The sequence below is a fragment of the Streptomyces sp. NPDC059994 genome (assembly GCF_042737755.1).
Taxonomy (GTDB): domain Bacteria; phylum Actinomycetota; class Actinomycetes; order Streptomycetales; family Streptomycetaceae; genus Streptomyces.
In genome coordinates this window covers 1-19126 of record NZ_JBHWUR010000131.1, presented here as the reverse complement: position 1 = coordinate 19126, position 19126 = coordinate 1, and the positions used below count along the sequence as shown (strand labels likewise).

General features: G+C 71.9%; 15 protein-coding genes. 7 read left to right on the top strand and 8 right to left on the bottom strand.

Translation table 11 applies throughout. The annotated features are described in order from the left end of the window. Window positions 1-61 precede the first annotated feature (61 nt). Complete coding sequence (locus ACFWA7_RS35755) at window positions 62-1441, top strand: FAD-dependent oxidoreductase (protein ID WP_385827246.1); 1380 nt, start codon at window positions 62-64, stop codon at window positions 1439-1441. A gap of 13 nt (window positions 1442-1454) precedes the next feature. On the opposite strand, the gene hemE is transcribed toward ACFWA7_RS35755, so the two are convergent. Next, complete coding sequence (hemE, locus tag ACFWA7_RS35750) at window positions 1455-2558, bottom strand: uroporphyrinogen decarboxylase (RefSeq protein ID WP_385547765.1); 1104 nt, start codon at window positions 2556-2558, stop codon at window positions 1455-1457. 91 nt (window positions 2559-2649) lie between these two features. Between hemE and ACFWA7_RS35745 the strand changes: the two genes are divergently transcribed. The 5 genes from ACFWA7_RS35745 (at window position 2650) to ACFWA7_RS35725 (ending at window position 9246) form a co-directional block, all read left to right on the top strand. After that, the gene (locus ACFWA7_RS35745; RefSeq protein WP_385547768.1) at window positions 2650-3294 is read left to right on the top strand and encodes a DUF3000 domain-containing protein; all 645 of its coding nucleotides are present in this window, start codon (window positions 2650-2652) and stop codon (window positions 3292-3294) included. A gap of 323 nt (window positions 3295-3617) precedes the next feature. Beyond that, the gene (locus tag ACFWA7_RS35740) at window positions 3618-4280 is read left to right on the top strand and encodes a LuxR C-terminal-related transcriptional regulator (protein ID WP_371655268.1); all 663 of its coding nucleotides are present in this window, start codon (window positions 3618-3620) and stop codon (window positions 4278-4280) included. A 113-nt stretch (window positions 4281-4393) separates the two neighbouring features. Further along, entirely contained in the window at window positions 4394-5677 is a 1284-nt protein-coding gene (locus ACFWA7_RS35735) for an HRDC domain-containing protein (protein ID WP_385547772.1), read from the top strand. 207 nt (window positions 5678-5884) lie between these two features. Further along, window positions 5885-7111 carry a thiolase family protein gene (locus ACFWA7_RS35730; protein ID WP_385547774.1) on the top strand — a complete coding sequence of 409 codons (1227 nt, stop codon included), beginning with the start codon at window positions 5885-5887 and terminating at the stop codon, window positions 7109-7111. Continuing rightward, on the top strand, window positions 7108-9246 hold the full coding sequence (locus ACFWA7_RS35725) for a 3-hydroxyacyl-CoA dehydrogenase NAD-binding domain-containing protein (RefSeq protein ID WP_385547777.1): 2139 nt from the start codon (window positions 7108-7110) through the stop codon (window positions 9244-9246). The genes ACFWA7_RS35730 and ACFWA7_RS35725 overlap by 4 nt, the downstream gene beginning before the upstream one ends. An 89-nt stretch (window positions 9247-9335) precedes the next feature. Here ACFWA7_RS35725 and ACFWA7_RS35720 read toward each other — a convergent pair whose 3' ends face one another. Then, window positions 9336-10499 carry a hypothetical protein gene (locus ACFWA7_RS35720; protein WP_385547780.1) on the bottom strand — a complete coding sequence of 388 codons (1164 nt, stop codon included), beginning with the start codon at window positions 10497-10499 and terminating at the stop codon, window positions 9336-9338. Between the two features lie 160 nt (window positions 10500-10659). Between ACFWA7_RS35720 and ACFWA7_RS35715 the strand changes: the two genes are divergently transcribed. Then, window positions 10660-11067, top strand: coding sequence for an NTP pyrophosphohydrolase (locus ACFWA7_RS35715; RefSeq protein ID WP_385547783.1), 408 nt, complete (start codon window positions 10660-10662; stop codon window positions 11065-11067). Here ACFWA7_RS35715 and ACFWA7_RS35710 read toward each other — a convergent pair. The 6 genes from ACFWA7_RS35710 to ACFWA7_RS35685 all read right to left on the bottom strand — a co-directional run. Then, entirely contained in the window at window positions 11031-12560 is a 1530-nt protein-coding gene (locus ACFWA7_RS35710; protein WP_385827244.1) for an ArnT family glycosyltransferase, read from the bottom strand. The genes ACFWA7_RS35715 and ACFWA7_RS35710 overlap by 37 nt on opposite strands. An 83-nt stretch (window positions 12561-12643) precedes the next feature. Continuing rightward, window positions 12644-14119 (bottom strand): amino acid permease, encoded by a 1476-nt coding sequence (locus tag ACFWA7_RS35705; RefSeq protein WP_385547789.1) that lies wholly within the window; start codon window positions 14117-14119, stop codon window positions 12644-12646. A gap of 173 nt (window positions 14120-14292) precedes the next feature. Next, window positions 14293-16206 carry a 1-deoxy-D-xylulose-5-phosphate synthase gene (gene dxs, locus ACFWA7_RS35700; protein ID WP_385547792.1) on the bottom strand — a complete coding sequence of 638 codons (1914 nt, stop codon included), beginning with the start codon at window positions 16204-16206 and terminating at the stop codon, window positions 14293-14295. A gap of 216 nt (window positions 16207-16422) precedes the next feature. After that, window positions 16423-17763 (bottom strand): sugar ABC transporter permease, encoded by a 1341-nt coding sequence (locus ACFWA7_RS35695; RefSeq protein ID WP_385547794.1) that lies wholly within the window; start codon window positions 17761-17763, stop codon window positions 16423-16425. After that, on the bottom strand, window positions 17760-18548 hold the full coding sequence (locus tag ACFWA7_RS35690; protein ID WP_371655260.1) for an ATP-binding cassette domain-containing protein: 789 nt from the start codon (window positions 18546-18548) through the stop codon (window positions 17760-17762). Before ACFWA7_RS35690 ends, ACFWA7_RS35695 begins: the two co-directional genes overlap by 4 nt. 201 nt (window positions 18549-18749) lie before the next feature. Beyond that, window positions 18750-19126: substrate-binding domain-containing protein (locus tag ACFWA7_RS35685; RefSeq protein WP_385827242.1), on the bottom strand; the 377-nt coding region annotated here is incomplete at its 5' end.

Below are 19126 nucleotides of genomic sequence, written 5' to 3'. Positions count from 1 at the left end.
TCACCCCCCCCCCTTTTTTTTTTCCCTTTGTTTGGGGGGGCGGCCCCGGGTTGGGGGTGCCATGGGGGGGGGGGGGGTGGGGTGTGGGGGGGGGGGGGGGGGGGGGTGGCCCCCGGCGCCCCAGGCCCGCAGGACGAAGGGCCCGGACGATCTGGAGATCGTGGTGTTCGAGCGCGGCCACTTCACCTCGTACTCCGCCTGCGGCATTCCCTACTGGGTGGGCGGCGATGTGCCGGAGCGGGAGGAGCTGATCGCCCGTACGCCCGAGGAACACCGCAAGCGCGGCATCGACCTGCGGATGCGCACGGAGGCCGTGGAGATCGACACGGCCGGGCGTCGGGTGCGCGCCCGCGATCTGGAGTCGGGCGAGGAGTCCTGGACGGCGTACGACAAGCTCGTCCTCGCCACCGGCGCCCGCCCGGTGCGGCCTCGGCTGCCGGGCATCGACGCGCCGGGCGTCCACGGGGTGCAGACCCTCGACGACGGACAGGCGCTGCTGGACACGCTGAACGCGACCGAGGGGCGCCGCGCGGTGATCGTGGGCGCGGGCTACATCGGCGTGGAGATGGCCGAGGCGCTGCTGCGCCGCGACTACGAGGTGACGGTGGTGACCAGGGGCGAGGAGCCGATGTCCACGCTCGACCCGGACATGGGCCGGCTGGTCCACGAGGCGATGGACGGGATGGGCATCACCACGGTCACCGGCGCCGAGGTCACCGAGATCCTGACCGGTGAGGACGGCAAGGTGCGGGCGGTGGCCACGGGGGATGCCGAGTACCCGGCGGACGTCGTGGTCCTCGGGATCGGCGTCGAGCCGCGCACCGAGCTGGCCCGGGCGGCCGGGCTGCCGCTGGGCGAGCACGGCGGGCTGCTCACGGACCTCGCGATGCGGGTCCGCGGCCACGACGACATCTGGGCGGGCGGCGACTGCGTGGAGGTCCTCGACCTGGTGTCGGGCCGCGAGCGGCACATCGCGCTCGGCACCCACGCCAACAAGCACGGCCAGATCATCGGCTCGGGCGTGGGCGGCGGTTACGGGACGTTCCCGGGCGTCGTCGGTACGGCGGTGAGCAAGGTCTGCGACCTGGAGATCGCCCGCACGGGGCTGCGCGAGCGCGAGGCGCGCGAGGCGGGGCTGCAGTTCGTCACCGCGACCATCGAGTCCACGAACAGCGCCGGGTACTACCCCGGGGCCGCCCTGATGACGGTGAAGATGCTCGCCGAGCGGCGTACGGGACGGCTGCTCGGCGTCCAGATCGTCGGCCGCGAGGGCGCCGCCAAGCGCGTCGACATCGCGGCCGTCGCGCTGACGGCGGGCATGACCGTGGAGCAGGTGGTCACGCTGGACCTGGGGTACGCCCCGCCGTTCTCGCCGGTCTGGGACCCGGTCCTGGTCGCCGCCCGCAAAGCCGTCTCGGCCGTACGGGCGGCGGGCGCCTGACGCGGGGTCCGGATCAGCGCCGGGTCTGCGTGTGGACGTAGTCCACCAGGCGGGTCAGCGCGTCCGGGTCCATGGTGGGCAGCACGCCGTGGCCCAGGTTGAAGACGTGGCCCTCCAGGCCCGCCGCCGCGTCCAGGACCTCGCGGGTCTTCGCCTCGACCGCCTCGGGCGTCGAGAAGAGGACCGCGGGGTCCAGGTTGCCCTGGAGCGCCTTGCCGGGGCCGACGCGGCGGGCGGCCTCGTCGAGCGGGACGCGCCAGTCGACGCCGACGACGTCCGCCCCGGCCTCGCCCATCAGGCCGAGGAGTTCGCCGGTGCCTACGCCGAAGTGGATGCGCGGCACGCCGTACTTCTCGACCTCGCGGAACACCTTGGTGGAGGCGGGCATCACCGAGCGGCGGTAGTCGGCGGGGGCCAGCGCGCCCACCCAGGAGTCGAAGAGCTGGACGGCGGAGGCGCCCGCCTCGATCTGGACCTTCAGGAAGGCGCCGGTGATCTCGGCGAGGCGGTCGAGCAGGTCGGCCCACAGCTGCGGGTCGCCGTACATGAGCGCCTTGGTGTGCTCGTGGTTGCGGGACGGGCCGCCCTCCACGAGGTAGCTCGCCAGGGTGAAGGGCGCGCCCGCGAAGCCGATGAGCGGGGTCTCGCCCAGCTCGGCCGTCAGCATGCCGATCGCCTCGGTGACGTAGTGGACGTCCTCGGGGGTGAGGTCGCGCAGCCGCGCGAGGTCGGCCCGGGTGCGGATCGGATCCGCGACGACCGGGCCGACGCCGGGCTTGATGTCGAGGTCGATGCCGATGGCCTTGAGCGGCACCACGATGTCGCTGAAGTAGATCGCCGCGTCCACGTTGTGGCGGCGCACCGGCTGGAGCGTGATCTCGGTGACCAGCTCGGGCCGCATGCACGACTCCAGCATGGGGATGCCCTCGCGCACCTTCAGGTACTCCGGCAGTGAGCGCCCCGCCTGCCGCATGAACCAGACGGGCGTGTGCGGCACCGGCTCGCGGCGGCACGCCTTGAGGAAGGCGGAGTCGTACGTCTGTGCCGGCGGGCCCGGGAGTGGGGTCTCCCCTGCTCGAACGGAGTTGAGAGCTTGGGGATGTGTGTTGGCGTTCACGCCCAGAATCTTCGCACGTACCACGAAGCGGTCGGCGGGGCCCGGGTGTCCCTACCGGCGCGGGGCGCCCGTTCCGCCTAGTCTTCCCCGCATGGCTGCCGCTCAGGGACGAACTTCGGATGGCGCCGGCGGCACGGACAGTGCGGACGGCAGGACCGCTCCGCTCGCCTTCCGCCAGGCGGTCGACGGGCTGCGGGGCGCACGGCTGCGCGCCGAGATCGAGGTCGACCCGACCAGGCCGCCGCAGCGTCTGGCGCCGCACGCGTACGCGCTGGAGGCCGCGGTCGTCGAGAACGACCAGGACCTCGCGGACGGCCGGCTGGTGCTGCTGCACGACCCGGCCGGGCACGACGCCTGGCAGGGAACGTTCCGCCTCGTCACGCTCGTACGGGCGGAGCTGGAGCCGGAGATGGCGGCGGACCCGCTGCTGCCCGAGGTCTGCTGGTCCTGGCTGACGGGTGCGCTGGAGGCCCGCGGGCTCTCGTACGGGGAGGCGAGCGGCACGGTGACGCGGGCCGGCTCGTACTACTTCGGCGGCCTCGCCCAGCGGCTGCCCGCCACCCAGATCGAGATCCGGGCGTCCTGGACGCCCCGCGAGGGCCACGGCGGCGTCCCGGACACGGCCGCGCACCTGGCGGCCTGGTGCGATCTGCTCTGCCAGGTCGCGGGGCTGCCCCCGCTGCCGACGGCGGACGCGGGCGTCGTCACGCTCCCCCAGCGCCGCGACCCTCGCTGATCACTCCGCTGGAGGTTCAGCCGGGCGGCTGCGGGCCGTCGTGGGCTGATAGCGCCCCCGCGGCGGAACCGCGCATGTCACAGCCCCGCACCTCATCAGGCGCGCGGGGCGGGGCCCTGCTCGCGGGCGGTCCACCTTCGACCGGCCGCGCCTCCCTCGACCACCTGTCCTAATTGCCCTAAATGTTTCTCACCAAATCGTGATCATTCCCTAAAGCCGGACGGGCACCCTGCCGAAGAGGTCTGTGACCCTATCTGCACGGTTCGCCCCGGCTTCATCCCCGAGCCGGCTCCGTCCCGCACCCTTCCCCCCCAGGAGGCCTGGTGTCCGTTCTCCTTGAGCAGCCCGCAAGCCTGGTCGCCTACCGCCCGAACAAGCCGACGGCCATGGTCGTCGTCGCCGACCCCCGAGTCCGCTCCACGGTCACGCGCCATCTGTGGGCTCTCGGAGTACGGGACGTCATCGAGGCGTCGTCCATCGCGGAGGCACGTCCCCGCGTCAGCAACCCGCGCGACATCTGCGTTGCCGACGTCCATCTGCCCGACGGTTCCGGGCTCACCCTGCTGTCCGAGACCCGCGCGGCGGGCTGGCCCAACGGCCTGGCCCTGTCCGCCGCCGACGACATCGGCGCCGTACGCAACGCCCTCGCGGGCGGCGTGAAGGGCTACGTCGTCACCGGTACGCGTACGAACATCGGCCACCCCACCCGCCCCGGCGCCGCCCCCATCGGCGCCGCGGCAGCCCGTATGCACCGCCGCCCCCCGGGTTCCCCGAGCCACCCGGGCGGCTACCGCGAGCTCTCCGGGCGCGAGGTCGAGGTGCTGCGGCTGGTCGCCGAGGGCCAGTCCAACAAGGCGATCGGGGTGTCCATGGGGCTCTCCGCACTGACCGTGAAGAGCCACCTCGCCCGGATCGCGCGCAAGCTCGGCACGGGCGACCGGGCCGGCATGGTGGCCGTCGCCCTGCGCACCGGAATCATCCACTGACCCAGGGGCCCCGAGGGGCATGCTCCCCCCACAAGGCGCCGTGCGCCCCTCGCGCGCCCGTCGACGGAACGTTCCGTCGACGGGCGCGGCATATACACAAGTACCCTTGACAGGTGACCGACGCCCAAAAGACCGCAGCAGAGACAGCACTGCGAACCACCGGGGGCGCCCCCCCGGACGACGACGTCCCGGTCGATGGGCAGCCGACTCCCCTGCTGGAGCCGCGTGACGGCATTCCGCCCGTCGTAGCCACCGACGAGGAGCTCGCCGAAGTCGTCGCCGCGTTCGCGGCCGGCACCGGCCCCGTGGCCGTGGACGCCGAGCGCGCTTCCGGCTACCGGTACGGCCAGCGTGCCTATCTCGTACAGCTCCGCCGCGAGGGCGCGGGCAGCGCGCTCATCGACCCGGTGGGCTGCCCCGACCTCTCCGCGCTCGGCGACGCCCTCGCCGACACCGAGTGGATCCTGCACGCCGCCACCCAGGACCTGCCGTGCCTGCGCGAAATAGGCATGGTCCCGTCCCGGCTCTTCGACACGGAGCTCGCCGGGCGCCTCGCGGGCTTCCCGCGCGTGGGCCTGGGCGCGATGGTGGAGAGCGTCCTCGGATTCGCCCTGGAGAAGGGCCACTCCGCGGTGGACTGGTCGACCCGGCCGCTGCCCGAGCCCTGGCTGCGGTACGCGGCGCTCGACGTGGAGCTCCTCGTCGACCTGCGCGACGCGCTGGAGAAGGAGCTCGACCGGCAGGGCAAGCTCGACTGGGCCCGCCAGGAGTTCGACGCGATCGCCGCGGCGCCGCCCGCGCCGCCGCGCAAGGAGCCCTGGCGGCGCACCTCCGGGATGCACAAGGTCCGCCGGCGCCGTCAGATGGCCGCTGTGCGCGAGCTGTGGACGGCCCGGGACAAGGTCGCCCAGCGCCGCGACGTCTCGCCGGGCAAGGTGCTCAGCGACTCCGCGATCATCGAGGCCTCGCTCGCGATGCCGCTGAACGTGCAGGCCCTGATGGCCCTGCCCGGGTACGGGCACCGGATGGGGCGGCGCCAGCTGGAGCAGTGGCAGGCGGCCGTCGACCGGGCGCGTGCCCTGCCGGACTCCGGCCTTCCGCAGCCCGGGCAGCCGGTCGCGGGCCCGCCGCCGCCGCGCTCGTGGGTGGACAAGGACCCGGCCGCCGCGGCCCGGCTCTCGGCGGCCCGGGCGGCGGTCTCGGAGCTGGCCGAGCAGCTGAACATGCCGCAGGAGAACCTGATCACCCCGGACACGGTCCGCCGGGTGTGCTGGGAGCCGCCGGGCGACCGGTCCGAGGCGGCGGTCGCGGAGGCGCTCACGGCGTACGGCGCGCGGCGCTGGCAGGTCGAGCAGGTGACACCGCTGCTCGCGGCGGCGCTGGCCGCGAACGCCTGAGCCGGACGGCACTCACGTACCCCCTGCCGACCACGGTCATCAGGGGGTACGGCCATGACGGGGCCCCTGCGGAGTGTGACCTTCGCCGCTCCTGCCGAGGGGACTGGGCAGTTTGGTTACCCGCAAGTAGCATGACGGGGTGAGCGCGCGCTCAGGCGAGTGCGCCACGCGCAGCAGTGCCACCCCGCACCCTGGAGGAGAGCCATCGTGCCTCGTACCGTCAGGGACGTCGTCTTCGTCGACGGCGTCCGCACCCCGTTCGGCAAGGCGGGCCCGAAGGGCATCTACCACGAGACCCGGGCCGACGATCTCGTCGTCAAGGCGATCCGGGAGCTGCTGCGCCGCAACCCGGCCCTCGACCCCAACAAGATCGACGAGGTCGCCATCGCCGCGACCACGCAGATCGGTGACCAGGGTCTGACCCTGGGCCGCACCGCCGGCATCCTCGCGGGTCTGCCGCAGTCCGTGCCGGGCTACTCCATCGACCGTATGTGTGCCGGCGCGCTGACCGCCGTCACCTCGGTCGCCGGCTCGATCGCCTTCGGCGCCTACGACGCCGTGATCGCCGGTGGCGTCGAGCACATGGGCCGCCACCCCATGGGCGAGGGCGTCGACCCGAACCCGCGCTTCGTCAGCGAGAAGCTGGTCGACGAGTCCGCCCTGTTCATGGGCATGACCGCGGAGAACCTGCACGACCGCTACCCGCACATCACCAAGCGGCGCGCCGACGAGTACGCCGTGCGCTCGCAGGAGAAGGCGGCCAAGGCGTACGCGAACGGGAAGATCCAGCAGGACCTCGTCCCGATCTCGGTGCGCAACACCAACGCCGAGGTGGGCGAGACCGGCTGGGGCCTGGTCACCGCCGACGAGCCGATGCGCCCGGGCACCACGCTGGAGAGCCTGGCGGGCCTGAAGACGCCGTTCCGCGTCCACGGCAACGTCACCGCGGGCAACGCGGCCGGCCTCAACGACGGCGCCACCGCGTCGATCATCGCGTCCGAGGAGTTCGCGCGCGAGAACGGCCTGCCGGTCAAGATGCGCCTGGTCTCGTACGCCTTCGCGGGCGTCGAGCCCGAGGTGATGGGCTACGGCCCGATCCCGGCGACCGAGAAGGCGCTGGCCAAGGCGGGCCTGACGATCGACGACATCAACCTGTTCGAGATCAACGAGGCGTTCGCCGTCCAGGTCCTCTCGTTCCTGGACCACTACGGCATCGCCGACGACGACGCCCGCGTCAACCAGTACGGCGGCGCCATCGCGTACGGCCACCCGCTCGCGTCCTCCGGCGTACGCCTGATGACCCAGCTGGCGCGGCAGTTCGAGGAGCAGCCGGAGGTCCGCTACGGCCTCACCACCATGTGCGTCGGCTTCGGCATGGGCGCCACGGTCATCTGGGAGAACCCGCACCACAAGGACGCCGGAGGCAGCAAGTGAGCACCACCGCTGAGCTTTTGAAGGGTGCGGCCGAGCTGTTCCCGGACGAGGTCGTCACCTCGGCGCACGTGCGCCACCTCGACCTGCCGTTCGGCGCGGGCAAGTTCGCGCTGATCACGCTGGACAACGGCTTCGACCACACCAAGCCGACCACCTTCGGCCCCGGCTCGCTGGCGAACCTGAACGCCGCCATCGACCAGGTCGAGAAGGAGGCGGCCGAGGGCGCCATCGTCGGCGCCGGTGTCACCGGCAAGCCGTTCATCTTCGCGGTCGGCGCCGACCTCAAGGGCGTCGAGATCCTCAAGCAGCACGAGGACGCGCTCGCCATCGGCAGGAGCGGCCACGAGGTCTTCAAGCGCCTCGCCGCGCTGTCCGTGCCGACCTTCGCGTACTACAACGGCGCGGCCATGGGCGGCGGTGTCGAGGTCGGTCTGCACTGCACCTACCGCACCGTCTCCAAGGCCATCCCGGCCTTCTCGCTGCCCGAGGTCTTCCTCGGTCTGGTTCCGGGCTGGGGCGGCTGCGCCCTGCTCCCGAACCTGATCGGCGCGGAGCGCGCGGTCTCGGTCATCATCGAGAACTCGCTGAACCAGAACCGCCAGCTCAAGGGCAAGCAGGTCTTCGAACTCGGCATCGCGGACGCGATCTTCGAGGGCGCGGACTTCCTGGAGCAGTCGCTGGTCTGGACCGCGAACGTCCTCAAGGGCGACGTCACGGTCGAGCGCCCGGAGATCGACCGCGGCGAGGCCTGGGACCAGGCCGTCGCCAAGGGCCGGTTCATCGCCGACTCCAAGGTGCACGGCGCGGCCCCGGCCGCATACCGCGCGCTCGACATCATCGCGGCGGCCAAGGACGGCGACCTCCAGGCCGGTTTCGACGCCGAGGACACGGCGCTCGCCGACCTGATCATGGGCGGCGAACTCCGCAGCGGCATCTACGCGTTCAACCTGGTGCAGAAGCGCGCCAAGCGTCCGGCGGGTGCGCCCGACAAGTCGCTGGCGCGCCCGGTCACCAAGGTCGGCGTGGTGGGCGCGGGCCTGATGGCCTCGCAGCTCGCGCTGCTGTTCCTGCGCCGCCTTGAGGTGCCGGTCGTCCTGACCGACATCGACCAGGAGCGCGTCGACAAGGGTGTGGGCTACGTCCACGCCGAGATCGACAAGCTGCTCGCCAAGTCCCGTATCAACCAGGACAAGGCCAACCGCCTCAAGGGCCTGGTCTCCGGTGTCCTGGACAAGGCCGAGGGCTTCTCCGACGCGGACTTCATCATCGAGGCCGTCTTCGAGGAGATCGGCGTCAAGCAGCAGGTGTTCGCGGAGGTCGAGGCGGTCGCCCCGGCGCACGCGATCCTCGCCACCAACACCTCGTCGCTGTCGGTCTCCGAGATGGCGTCGAAGCTGAAGCACCCCGAGCGGGTCGTCGGCTTCCACTTCTTCAACCCGGTCGCGATCCTCCCGCTCCTGGAGATCGTGCGCGGCGAGCAGACCGACGACGCCTCGCTGGCCACGGCCTTCGGCGTGGCGCGCAAGCTGAAGAAGACCGCGGTCCTGGTGAAGGACGCCCCGGCGTTCGTCGTCAACCGCATCCTGACCCGCTTCATGGGCGAGATCCAGAACGTCATCGACGAGGGCACCCCCGTCGAGGTCGCCGAGAAGGCGGTCGAGCCGCTGGGTCTGCCGATGTCGCCGCTGGTGCTCCTTGAGCTGGTCGGCCCGGCCATCGGTCTGCACGTCTCCGAGACGCTGAACCGTTCCTTCCCGGAGCGCTTCACGGTCTCCGAGAACCTGGCCGCGGTCGTCAAGGCCGGCAAGCGCGGCTTCTACGTGTACTCCGCCGAGAACAACTTCAAGCCCGAGCTGGACCCCGAGGTCGCGGCCCTCCTCAAGCAGGGCGATGTCGTCCTGACCGAGGAGCAGACCCGCGACCGCGTCCTGGACGCGGTGGCGCAGGAGATCGGTCTGATGCTTCAGGAGGGTGTCGTGGCCGAGGCCCAGGACATCGACCTCTGCCTCATCACCGGCGCCGGCTGGCCCTTCCACCTGGGCGGCATCACGCCGTACCTGGACCGTGAGGGTGTCTCGGAGCGCGTGAACGGGAAGAAGTTCCTGGCGCAGGGCGTGGCGAGCGTCCCGGCCTAACGCCCCTTGAGCAGCACGCAGGAGGCCCCCCGCAGTCGCGGGGGGCCTCCTGGCGTGTTTCCGTGGTCCCGTCGAGGGCCGACGGCCCGTCAGACGACCGTCCAGGGCTCCAGGGCCAGGCCCGGCTCGGTGGTCTTCTGGCGGGTGATCCGCAGCAGTCCGTCGGTGCCGAAGGCGGCGAGGACGACCCGCCCCGCGGCGTCGGTGGCCAGCGCCGGTACGCCCGCGCAGACCTCGCCCGTGGAGGCCCACACCGCGCCGGCCGACTCGGCCTCGGTGGGGTAGGCGGCGAGCGCCGGGCGGCCGTCGGGGCCGCGCTGGGCCATCAGGGTGCAGTCGTGGCCGTCCACCGGCGTACGCAGCACGGCGACCGGGCCGCTCGCGGCGCCGCCGAGCGGCACGGCCGGGTCGTCGGCGCGGAAGGCGTGCACATCACCGTCCTCGGACTCGCGCCAGAAGAAGGTGATCCGGCCCTCCCCGGTGTGCTGGGCGCTCACCGAGCCGTCCGCCACCTGGAGCTTGAGGTCGGGCACCTGCTCGTATTCGCCGCCGCCCGTGCTCCTCGCCCAGCGCATCACCCCGCGCCTGGCCGGGGCCAGCACCTCGACGCGGCCGTCCTCGGAGGCTCCCGCGCAGATCGTGCCGTACGAGCCGGAGCCCTTGAGGTCCTTCCAGTTGCCCCACTTGCCGGAGGACAGCTGGCCACGGGCGCAGACGCCGCCCCCGGCGTTGCGGACGAAGACGTTCAGGTTGTCGGCGGAGTCGACGACGGCGGCCGGGTGGCCGACCTGCGCGGCCTTCTCCTGGTCGCGGTAGGGGGTGCCCATCGGGTACCAGTCCTTCACCGGGCGGCCCGACTGGTACTGGATGGCGTGGACGACATCCGTTCTGGGCTCACCGGCGGGGGTCGTGGTGCGGCGCAGGGCGAGCAGGTGCACATAGCCGTCGCCGCCCTGGGCGACCGACAGCCGCGGGTCGAGCCCGGTGGCCGCGGCGACCAGCTCGGGGCCGGTCCACTCGGGGCCGCCGGGGTGCGTCTCGGTCCAGCGGAGCACACCGTCCGCGCACGGCGCGTACGCGGTCAGCCGGCCGTCCTTGCCGCGCAGCAGCCAGCCGGTGACCGCCGGGGAGCCGTCGGGCAGGGCGGGAGCGGGGACGAGGCCGGGCACGGTGACGGCGGCGGGAGCGGCGGTGGGGGTCTCGTGCTCCCGGCCCGCCTGCCCCTTCGATGTACGCGCAGGCTTCAACGCCATGGCTCACCGACCACCTTTCCCTACCAGATCCGCGATGAGCGGCAAGATGCGACACACCATGAGACTCCAGCGACAATAACACTCGCTCCGGGGCCCGGATTTCGCGGGATTTCCCCTGCTCGACGTGCGATTTTCCCGTGTCCCGTGGCACCGTGGCGGGATGGGGACGACCTCGCTGGTGATCGTGGACGCGGCCAATGTGGTGGGCTCGGTGCCGGACGGCTGGTGGCGCGACCGGCGCGGCGCCGCGGAGCGCCTGCGCGACCGCCTGGTGGGCTGCGCCGAGACCGGTCTGCCGGGCTTTCCCGGCCCCGTCGACCTGGTCCTGGTGGTCGAGGGCGCGGCCCGCGGGGTGGAGCCGGTGGCAGGTGTACGGGTGGACTCGGCGCCCGGCAGCGGCGATGACCGGATCGTGGAGCTGGCCGCCGGGCGCGCCCCGGACCGCCCCTGTCTGGTGGTGACGGCCGACCGTGAGCTGCGCCGCCGGGTGGAGGCGCACGGGGCGCGGTGCGTGGGGCCGCGGGCGGTGCGTCATCCCGCCGGGGGCGCGGCGGACGCGGACGGCTGAGTCCGCACGTACAGGACGGCTCCTTCGACCGTCCCGGCCAGCGGCTCGTAGCGGGCCGCGAGCAGACGGCGCAGGCTCGGGAGGCGTTCGGGGGCGTACGGCTCACCCCGGGAGTCGTCGACGATCAGCACGGGCGGCCGCGCGGTCAGCTCCGCGCGGAAGACCGGCCAGGAGCCCTCCACGCCGTACTTCTCGCCCACCTGGGGGCCGTCGCGGCCGCCGCTGTAGTTGGTGAGGAGTCCGGCGGTCAGATAGCGGGTGGCGGGGGCGCGGCCGGAGAGCCAGTACGTCTCGGGGTGTATGCCCCACACCAGGACCGGGTCGTCCGGCGCCGAGCGCGCCCGTACGGCGGCGGCCAGGCGCTCGGCGTGGGCCAGTTCGGGGCGCGGGGCGAGCAGGCCCCAGGCGAGGAACAACGCGCAGGTGCAGGCCGACGCGAGCAGCGCGCCGGGAAGCCGCTGCGGCGGCAGGATCTGCAGCGCGGCCGCCGCGAGCAGCACCAGCGGCGGGACGAGCTGGAGGTAGTAGTGGCCGAAGAAGTGGAAGCCGGCGAGGACGGCCCCGGCCGAGGAGGCGAGCCACAGCCACACGTCCGCGGCGCCGGTCCTGGCGATCCGCAGCACCCGCACCACCGGCGGGATGAGCCCGGCGCAGGCGAACGCCAGGAGTGCGGTGTTGACCAGCCCCCGGGCCAGGACGTGGAGTTCGGAGCCGGTGAAGGAGGCGTAGGCGCCGGAGCCGGTGACCGTCCAGAACAGGAACCGGGCCGGGCCGGTGAGCAGCACGCCGAGCAGCACCGGGCCGCAGAGGCCGGCGCCGGTGCGCAGCAGGGCGGCGCGGCGCGGCGGGGCCGTGCGCCACATCAGCCAGAGCACCGGGACGAGCGCCGCGCCGCCGGTCTGTTTGGTGAGGAGGGCTCCGGCGACGGCGAGCCCGGCGCGGGCCCACTGGCGCCGGTCGGCGCAGCGCACGGCGGCGACCGCGAACGGCAGCATGAACACCTCGAACGTGGCCGCCTGGGTGTCCTCGGGGTTGAGGCCGACCGAGACGAGCAGGTGCAGCACGCCCGCGACCCGGCCCGCCCGGTCGCCCCAGCGGCGGCGGGCGGTGGAGGCGAGGAGCACCGCGGTGAGCAGCTGCGCCCCGACCGCGGCGACCCGCAGCGGGCCGAGCGAGGTGTCGCCGAACACCGCGAAGGCGGCCTCGTACAGCCAGGGCAGCAGGGGCGGCTTGCGGTCGACGACCGTGTCGTACAGCGCTCCCCCGGCGGCGAGCTGGCGGGCCTGGACGGCGAGATAGCCCTCGTCGGGGTTCCACAGGGGGTGCCGGAAGGAGGGCAGCCGGGTCAGTACGGCCAGGGCGGCGAGCGCGGGCAGCAGCCGCGTCCAGTATCCGGCGCCGCGCCCGCGCACCGGCTCCGCACACGGCCGCGGCACCCGTGACGTGCGTACGGAGTGTGACGGGACGAGGGAGTCGGTGGGCGTACGGTGCACGGGGTGCACGCTATCCGGCCCCGCAGTTCCCGCCGAAGCAGGACATACGGGGCCGCACGATCAACTCCGGGAACCGATGGGCGTCACTCTACGTTGATGCGGCTGTGGGACCGCCCGTACAGGAAGTAGACGACGAAGCCGATCACCATCCAGATCCCGAACCGCAGCCAGGTCTCGGCGGGCAGGTTGAGCATCAGCCACAGCGAGGCCGCCACCGACAGGATCGGCACCCAGGGCACCAGCGGGGTACGGAAGGCGCGGTGCAGATCGGGCCGGGTGCGCCGCAGGATGATCACGCTCACCGCGACGATGACGAACGCGAAGAGGGTGCCGATGTTCACCAGCTCGGCGAGTTCGCTGAGGCTGGTGAAGCCCGCGAGGATCGCGATGAGCCCGCCGAGCAGGATGGTCGGGCGGTGCGGGGTGCGGTAGCGGGGGTGGACGCGTGAGAAGAAGCGGGGCAGCAGCCCGTCCCGGCTCATCGCGAAGAACACCCGGGTCTGGCCGAGCAGCAGGATCATGCAGACCGTGGTGAGGCCGACGGCCGCGCCGAAGCTGATGATGCCCGCGTAGAAGGGGTGCCCGGTGGCCTTGAAGGCGTCGGCGAGCGGGGCGTCGATGGAGAGCTCGGTGTAGTGCTGCATGCCGGTGACGACGATCGCGACGGCGACGTACAGGGCGGTGCAGATGAAGAGCGAGCCGAGGATGCCGCGCGGCATGTCCCGCTGCGGGTTCTTGGTCTCCTCGGCGGCCGTCGCCACGATGTCGAAGCCGATGAAGGCGAAGAAGACGACGGAGGCGGCGGTGAAGATGCCCATCACACCGAAGTTGGTGGGCGCGTACCCCGACATCAGCTCGATCAGCGGCGCCTTGAGGCTGCTCCCCGCGGGCTGCGGCTGCGCCTTCGGGACGAAGGGCTCGTAGTTCTCGGACTTGATGAAGAAGGCGCCCGCGATGATCACAATCAGTACGACGGTGACCTTGATGGCCACGACGACCGAGGTCACGCGTGCGGAAAGCTTCATCCCCAGGACCAGGATGCCGGTCAGCACCAGGACGAGGGCGGCGGCGAGGATGTCGAAGCCGAAGCCGTCGGCGCCCTCGCGCCCGGACAGCGCGTCCGGCAGGTGCCAGCCCGCGTTGTCCATCAGCGAGCGTACGTATCCCGACCAGCCGACGGCCACCACCGCGGTGCCGAGGGCGAATTCGAGCACCAGGTCCCACCCGATGGTCCAGGCGGGGAGCTCGCCGAGCGAGGCGTACGAGAACGTGTAGGCGGACCCGGCCACCGGGACCGTGGAGGCGAACTCCGCGTAGCAGAGCGCCGCCAGCGCGCAGACGACGCCGGCCGCCACGAACGCGAGGGAGACCGCCGGGCCCGCGTTCTCCTTGGCGACCTTGCCCGTGAGGACGAAGATGCCGGTGCCGATGATGACACCGACGCCGAAGACCGTCAGATCGAGGACGGACAGCGACTTCTTGAGTGCGTGTTCCGGCTCCTCTGTGTCCGCGATGGACTTCTCAATTGATTTGGTCCGAAAGAGACCGGTACCAGCCACCTTGTGCACCTCCGCTAGCTCATGTCCCCGCCATGATCGGGACGAGTGGCGGTACGGGTACCGGGCGGCGGCCGTAATTCACGCGAACGGGCCGGTTCAACCACCCGTACAGAGCGATCGAACCGGCCCGTTGACCGATGTGCGGCGCGGGCGGAGGCCGCGTCCAGGAGGGGTCAGTCGCGCGCGGGCTCCACGGCGCTCTCGCTCTCCAGGCCGCCGAGCCTGGCGACCAGACCGGTGACCTGGCGCGCGATGTCCGGCGCGGTCAGCCCGATCTCGGCCATGACCTCCTTGCGGGAGGCGTGGTCGAGGAAGCGCGGCGGGATGCCGAAGTCGCGCAGCGGTACGTCGACGCCCGCGTCGCGCAGCGCCTGGGCGACGGCCGAGCCGACACCGCCGACGCGGCTGTTGTCCTCGACGGTGACGACGACCCGGTGGATCTCGGCGAGCGGCGCCAGCGCCTCGTCGACCGGCTTGACCCAGCGCGGGTCGACGACGGTGGTCGAGATGCCCTGGGCGTCCAGCAGGTCGGCGATCTCCAGGCACATCGGGGCGAGCGCGCCTACCGAGACGAGGAGCACGTCCGGGCTCTCGGCCTCGGGGCGGCGCAGCACGTCCATGCCGCCGATCCGGCCGACCGCCTGGACCGCGGGGCCGACCGCGCCCTTGGAGAAGCGCACGACGGTCGGGGCGTCGTCCACCTCGACGGCCTCGCGGAGCTGGGCGCGCACCTGGTCGGCGTCGCGCGGGGCCGCGATCCGCAGGCCGGGGACGACCTGGAGGATCGACATGTCCCACATGCCATTGTGCGAGGCGCCGTCGGTGCCGGTGACCCCGGCGCGGTCCAGGACGAACGTCACCCCGCACTTGTGCAGGGCGACATCCATCAGGACCTGGTCGAAGGCGCGGTTGAGGAAGGTGGCGTAGACGGCGAAGACGGGGTGCAGCCCACCGGTGGCCAGGCCCGCCGCGGAGACCGCGGCGTGCTGCTCGGCGATGCCCACGTCGTAGACCCGCTCGGGGAAGGCCTTGGCGAACTTGTCGAGCCCGACCGGCTGGAGCATGGCCGCGGTGATCGCGACGATGTCCTCGCGCTCCTTGCCGAGCTTGACCATCTCCTCGCCGAAGACCGAGGTCCAGTCGAGGCCGGAGGTCGAGACCGGCAGCCCGGTGTCGGGGTGGATCCTGCCGACGGCGTGGAAGCGGTCGGCCTCGTCCGCCAGGGCGGGCTGGTAGCCGCGGCCCTTCTCGGTGAGGCAGTGGACGATGACCGGGCCGCCGAAGCGCTTGGCGCGCGTCAGGGCGGACTCCAGGGCCTCGATGTCGTGGCCGTCGATCGGGCCGACGTACTTCAGCCCCAGGTCCTCGAACATGCCCTGCGGGGCGATGAAGTCCTTGAGGCCCTTCTTGGCGCCGTGCAGCGTCTCGTACAGCGGCCTGCCGACGACCGGGGTGCGCTCCAGGAGGTCCTTGCCCTTGGCCAGGAAGCGCTCGTAGCCGTCGGTGGTGCGCAGGGTCGCCAGGTGGTTGGCGAGGCCGCCGATGGTCGGCGCGTAGGAGCGCTCGTTGTCGTTGACCACGATGACCAGCGGGCGGTCCTTGGCGGCGGCGATGTTGTTCAGCGCCTCCCAGGCCATGCCGCCGGTGAGCGCGCCGTCGCCGATGACCGCGACGACGTGGTCGTCCTTCTTCAGGACCTCGTTGGCCTTGGCCAGGCCGTCGGCCCAGCCCAGCACGGTGGAGGCGTGGCTGTTCTCGATGAAGTCGTGCTCTGACTCGGCGCGGGCCGGGTAGCCGGAGAGCCCGCCCTTCATCTTCAGCCTGGAGAAGTCCTGGCGGCCGGTGAGGAGCTTGTGCACATAGCTCTGGTGGCCGGTGTCCCACAGGACCTTGTCCCTGGGCGACTCGAAGACGCGGTGCAGCGCGATCGTGAGCTCCACGACGCCCAGGTTGGGGCCGAGGTGCCCGCCGGTCTTGGCGACCGCGTCCACGAGAAAGGTCCGGATCTCAGCGGCCAGCTGGTCCAGCTGCTCCGGGCTGAGCCGGTCGAGATCGCGCGGTCCCCTGATACGGGTAAGCAGCGGCACCCGTGCCTCCTTGCATCCGTGCTGGTCGAGCATGCCGATTCCGCCGAGTCTAATGTTCCGTTCGCGACGGCGGTCATCGGGCGGTGCGTTCCGCGTCACGCGAATGGCTGACATCCGCGCCCGCGCACAGACGTGCCCGGCGCCGCGAGGGCACCGGGCACGTCCGGGGTTTCCCCCCTTGCCCCGGAAGGAGCGCGAGGAGGTGTGGGCCGCGGGTCAGGCGCGGCCCGCGGACTTCTGGGTCTTGCGGGTGACCGCGTCGATCACGACGGTCGCGAGCAGTACGCCACCCGTGATCATGTACTGGATCGGCGAGGCGATGCCCTGCAGGGCCAGGCCGTACTGGATCGAGGTGATCACCAGCACACCGAGCAGCGCGTTCCAGGTGCGGCCGCGGCCGCCGAAGAGGCTGGTGCCGCCGATGACGGCCGCAGCGATGGCGTTCATCAGGAGCTCGCCGCTGCCCGCGCCCTGGTTGGCCGCGGTGATCTTCGACGCGAGGAAGAGACCGCCGATGGCCGCGAAGGTGCCGGAGATGGCGTAGATCGAGGTGCGGATCATCACCACGTTGATGCCGGCCCGGCGGGAGGCCTCGATGGACCCGCCGAGCGCGAAGACCTTGCGGCCGTACGCGGTGCGCCGGAGCACGAAGTCGGTGAGCACCAGGACCGCCAGGAAGAGCACCACCGCGAGCGGGAGGCCCTTGTACTGGTTGTAGACGGCGGCGGCGCCGACGGCCGGGATCGCGAGCAGCACCGTGCGCAGCACGATCTCGCTGAGCGGCCGGGACGGCACCCCGGCCGCCTCGCGGCGCCGGCTGTCGAGGAACGAGGTGAGGAAGAACGCCACCACCGCGACCGCGGCCAGGCCGTACGCGGCCGCCACATCGCTGAAGTAGTAGCTGGTCAGCTTGGCGACCAGGCCCTCGGGGTCCAGGTTGATCGTGCCGTTGCTGCCCAGGACCTGGAGCATGAAGCCGTTCCAGAACAGCAGACCGGCCAGGGTCACGGCGAACGCGGGGACGCCGATCTTGGCGAAGACGAAGCCGTGGATGGCGCCGGCGACCGTACCGGTGACGACGGCCAGGACCAGGGCCAGCCACTCGGCCATGCCGTGCGTGACGTTGAGCACCGCGAAGGTGGCGCCCGCGACACCGCTGACCGAGCCGACCGACAGGTCGATCTCGCCGAGCAGCAGCACGAAGACGATGCCGGTGGCGATCATGCCCGTACCGACCATGGCGACGCTGATGTCGGAGAGGTTGCCGGCGGTCAGGAAGTTGGAGTTCAGGCTCTGGAAGATCGCCATGATGGCGATCAGGCCGACGACGACCGGCAGCGACCCGAGGTCGCCCGCCTTCATCTTGCGCTTGAACTCGGACAGGTAGCCCGCGAAGCCCTGCTCGCGCACGAGCAGGCGCGGGTCGACGGCGGTGACCGCCTCGCCCGCGGCCGGCGGCGCGTCCACGGGGGCCTCGTGCGGCTTGTCGAGGTGGATGGGCGCGGTCGGGTCGGCCGCCGCGGCCTTGTCCACGGGGGAGGTCTTGTCGGTGCTCACTTCTGAACCTCCGCGTTGCGCGCCGCACGGCGGGTCACGGCGTTGTCCGTGGCGCCGGTGATGGCGGAGATGATCTCTTCCTGCGAGGTGTTCTTGACCTCGAAGACGCCGTTGTTGCGGCCGAGGCGCAGCACGGCGACCTTGTCCGCGACGGCCTTCACATCGGCCATGTTGTGGCTGATGAGGATGACCGCGTGGCCGCGCTCGCGCAGCCGCTCGACCAGGTCGAGGACCTGCGCGGTCTGCTCGACGCCGAGGGCCGCGGTCGGCTCGTCGAGGATGACGAGCTTGGGCTCGCCGAGCATCGAACGGGCGATGGCGACGGTCTGGCGCTGGCCTCCGGAGAGCGACGCGATCGGGATGCGGACGCTCGGGATGCGGATCGACAGCGTGGTGAGCAGCTCGCGCGAGCGGCGCTCCATCTCGACCTCGTCGAGGATGCCGCGCTTGCGCAGCTCCCGGCCGAGGTAGAGGTTGCCGACGACGTCGATGTTGTCGCACAGCGCGAGGTCCTGGTAGACGGTCGCGATGCCGAGAGACTGGGCGTCGTGCGGCTTGTTGATCTGTACGCCGCGGCCCTCCCACTCGATGACGCCGTCATCGATGGGGTGCACACCTGCGATCGTCTTGACCAGCGTGGACTTTCCGGCTCCGTTGTCGCCCACCAGGGCGACCACCTCACCGGCGTGGACCTCAAGCTCTACGTCGGTGAGCGCCTGGACGGCACCGAATCGCTTGGAGACCCCGCGCAACGCCAGCACGGGCGTAGCGGACACGTGAACCATCTCCTTCGCCGCCTGACCGGCGGGGATGCCGCGCCCGAGGAGGAGGGCGCGGAGGTTGAGCAGAAGAGAACGAGGAGGAGAAGCGTTCCGTCCGGCGCCCCGCCCGATAGCGGGGGCTGAGAAGGAGGGCGGGGCGCCGGACAGGCTTCGGGGGCCGGGGCCCCCGCGCACAGCGTGCGCGCGGGGGTTCCGGCGGGGTGACTACTTCAGGCCGAGCGCGTCGCAGGCGGCCTTGTAGTTCGAGGTGCAGATCTCGTCGACCGTGTAGATGCCGTCCTTGATGACGGTGTCCTTGATGTTGTCCTTGGTCAGCGACACGACCGGGAGGATCACCGACGGGACGCCCTTGGTGGTCGGGCTGTCGACCTTGGACTTCGCGATCGAGTCCAGCTTCTCACCCTTGGCCAGCGCGACGGCCATCTCGGCCGCGATCGGGCCTTCCTGGACGTAGGGCTTGTAGACGCTCATGAACTGCTCGCCCGCGACGATGCGCTGGACTCCGGCGAGTTCGGCGTCCTGGCCGGTGACCGGGGGAAGCTTGGCGAGGCCGGCCGCCTTGAGGGCGGTGATGATGCCGC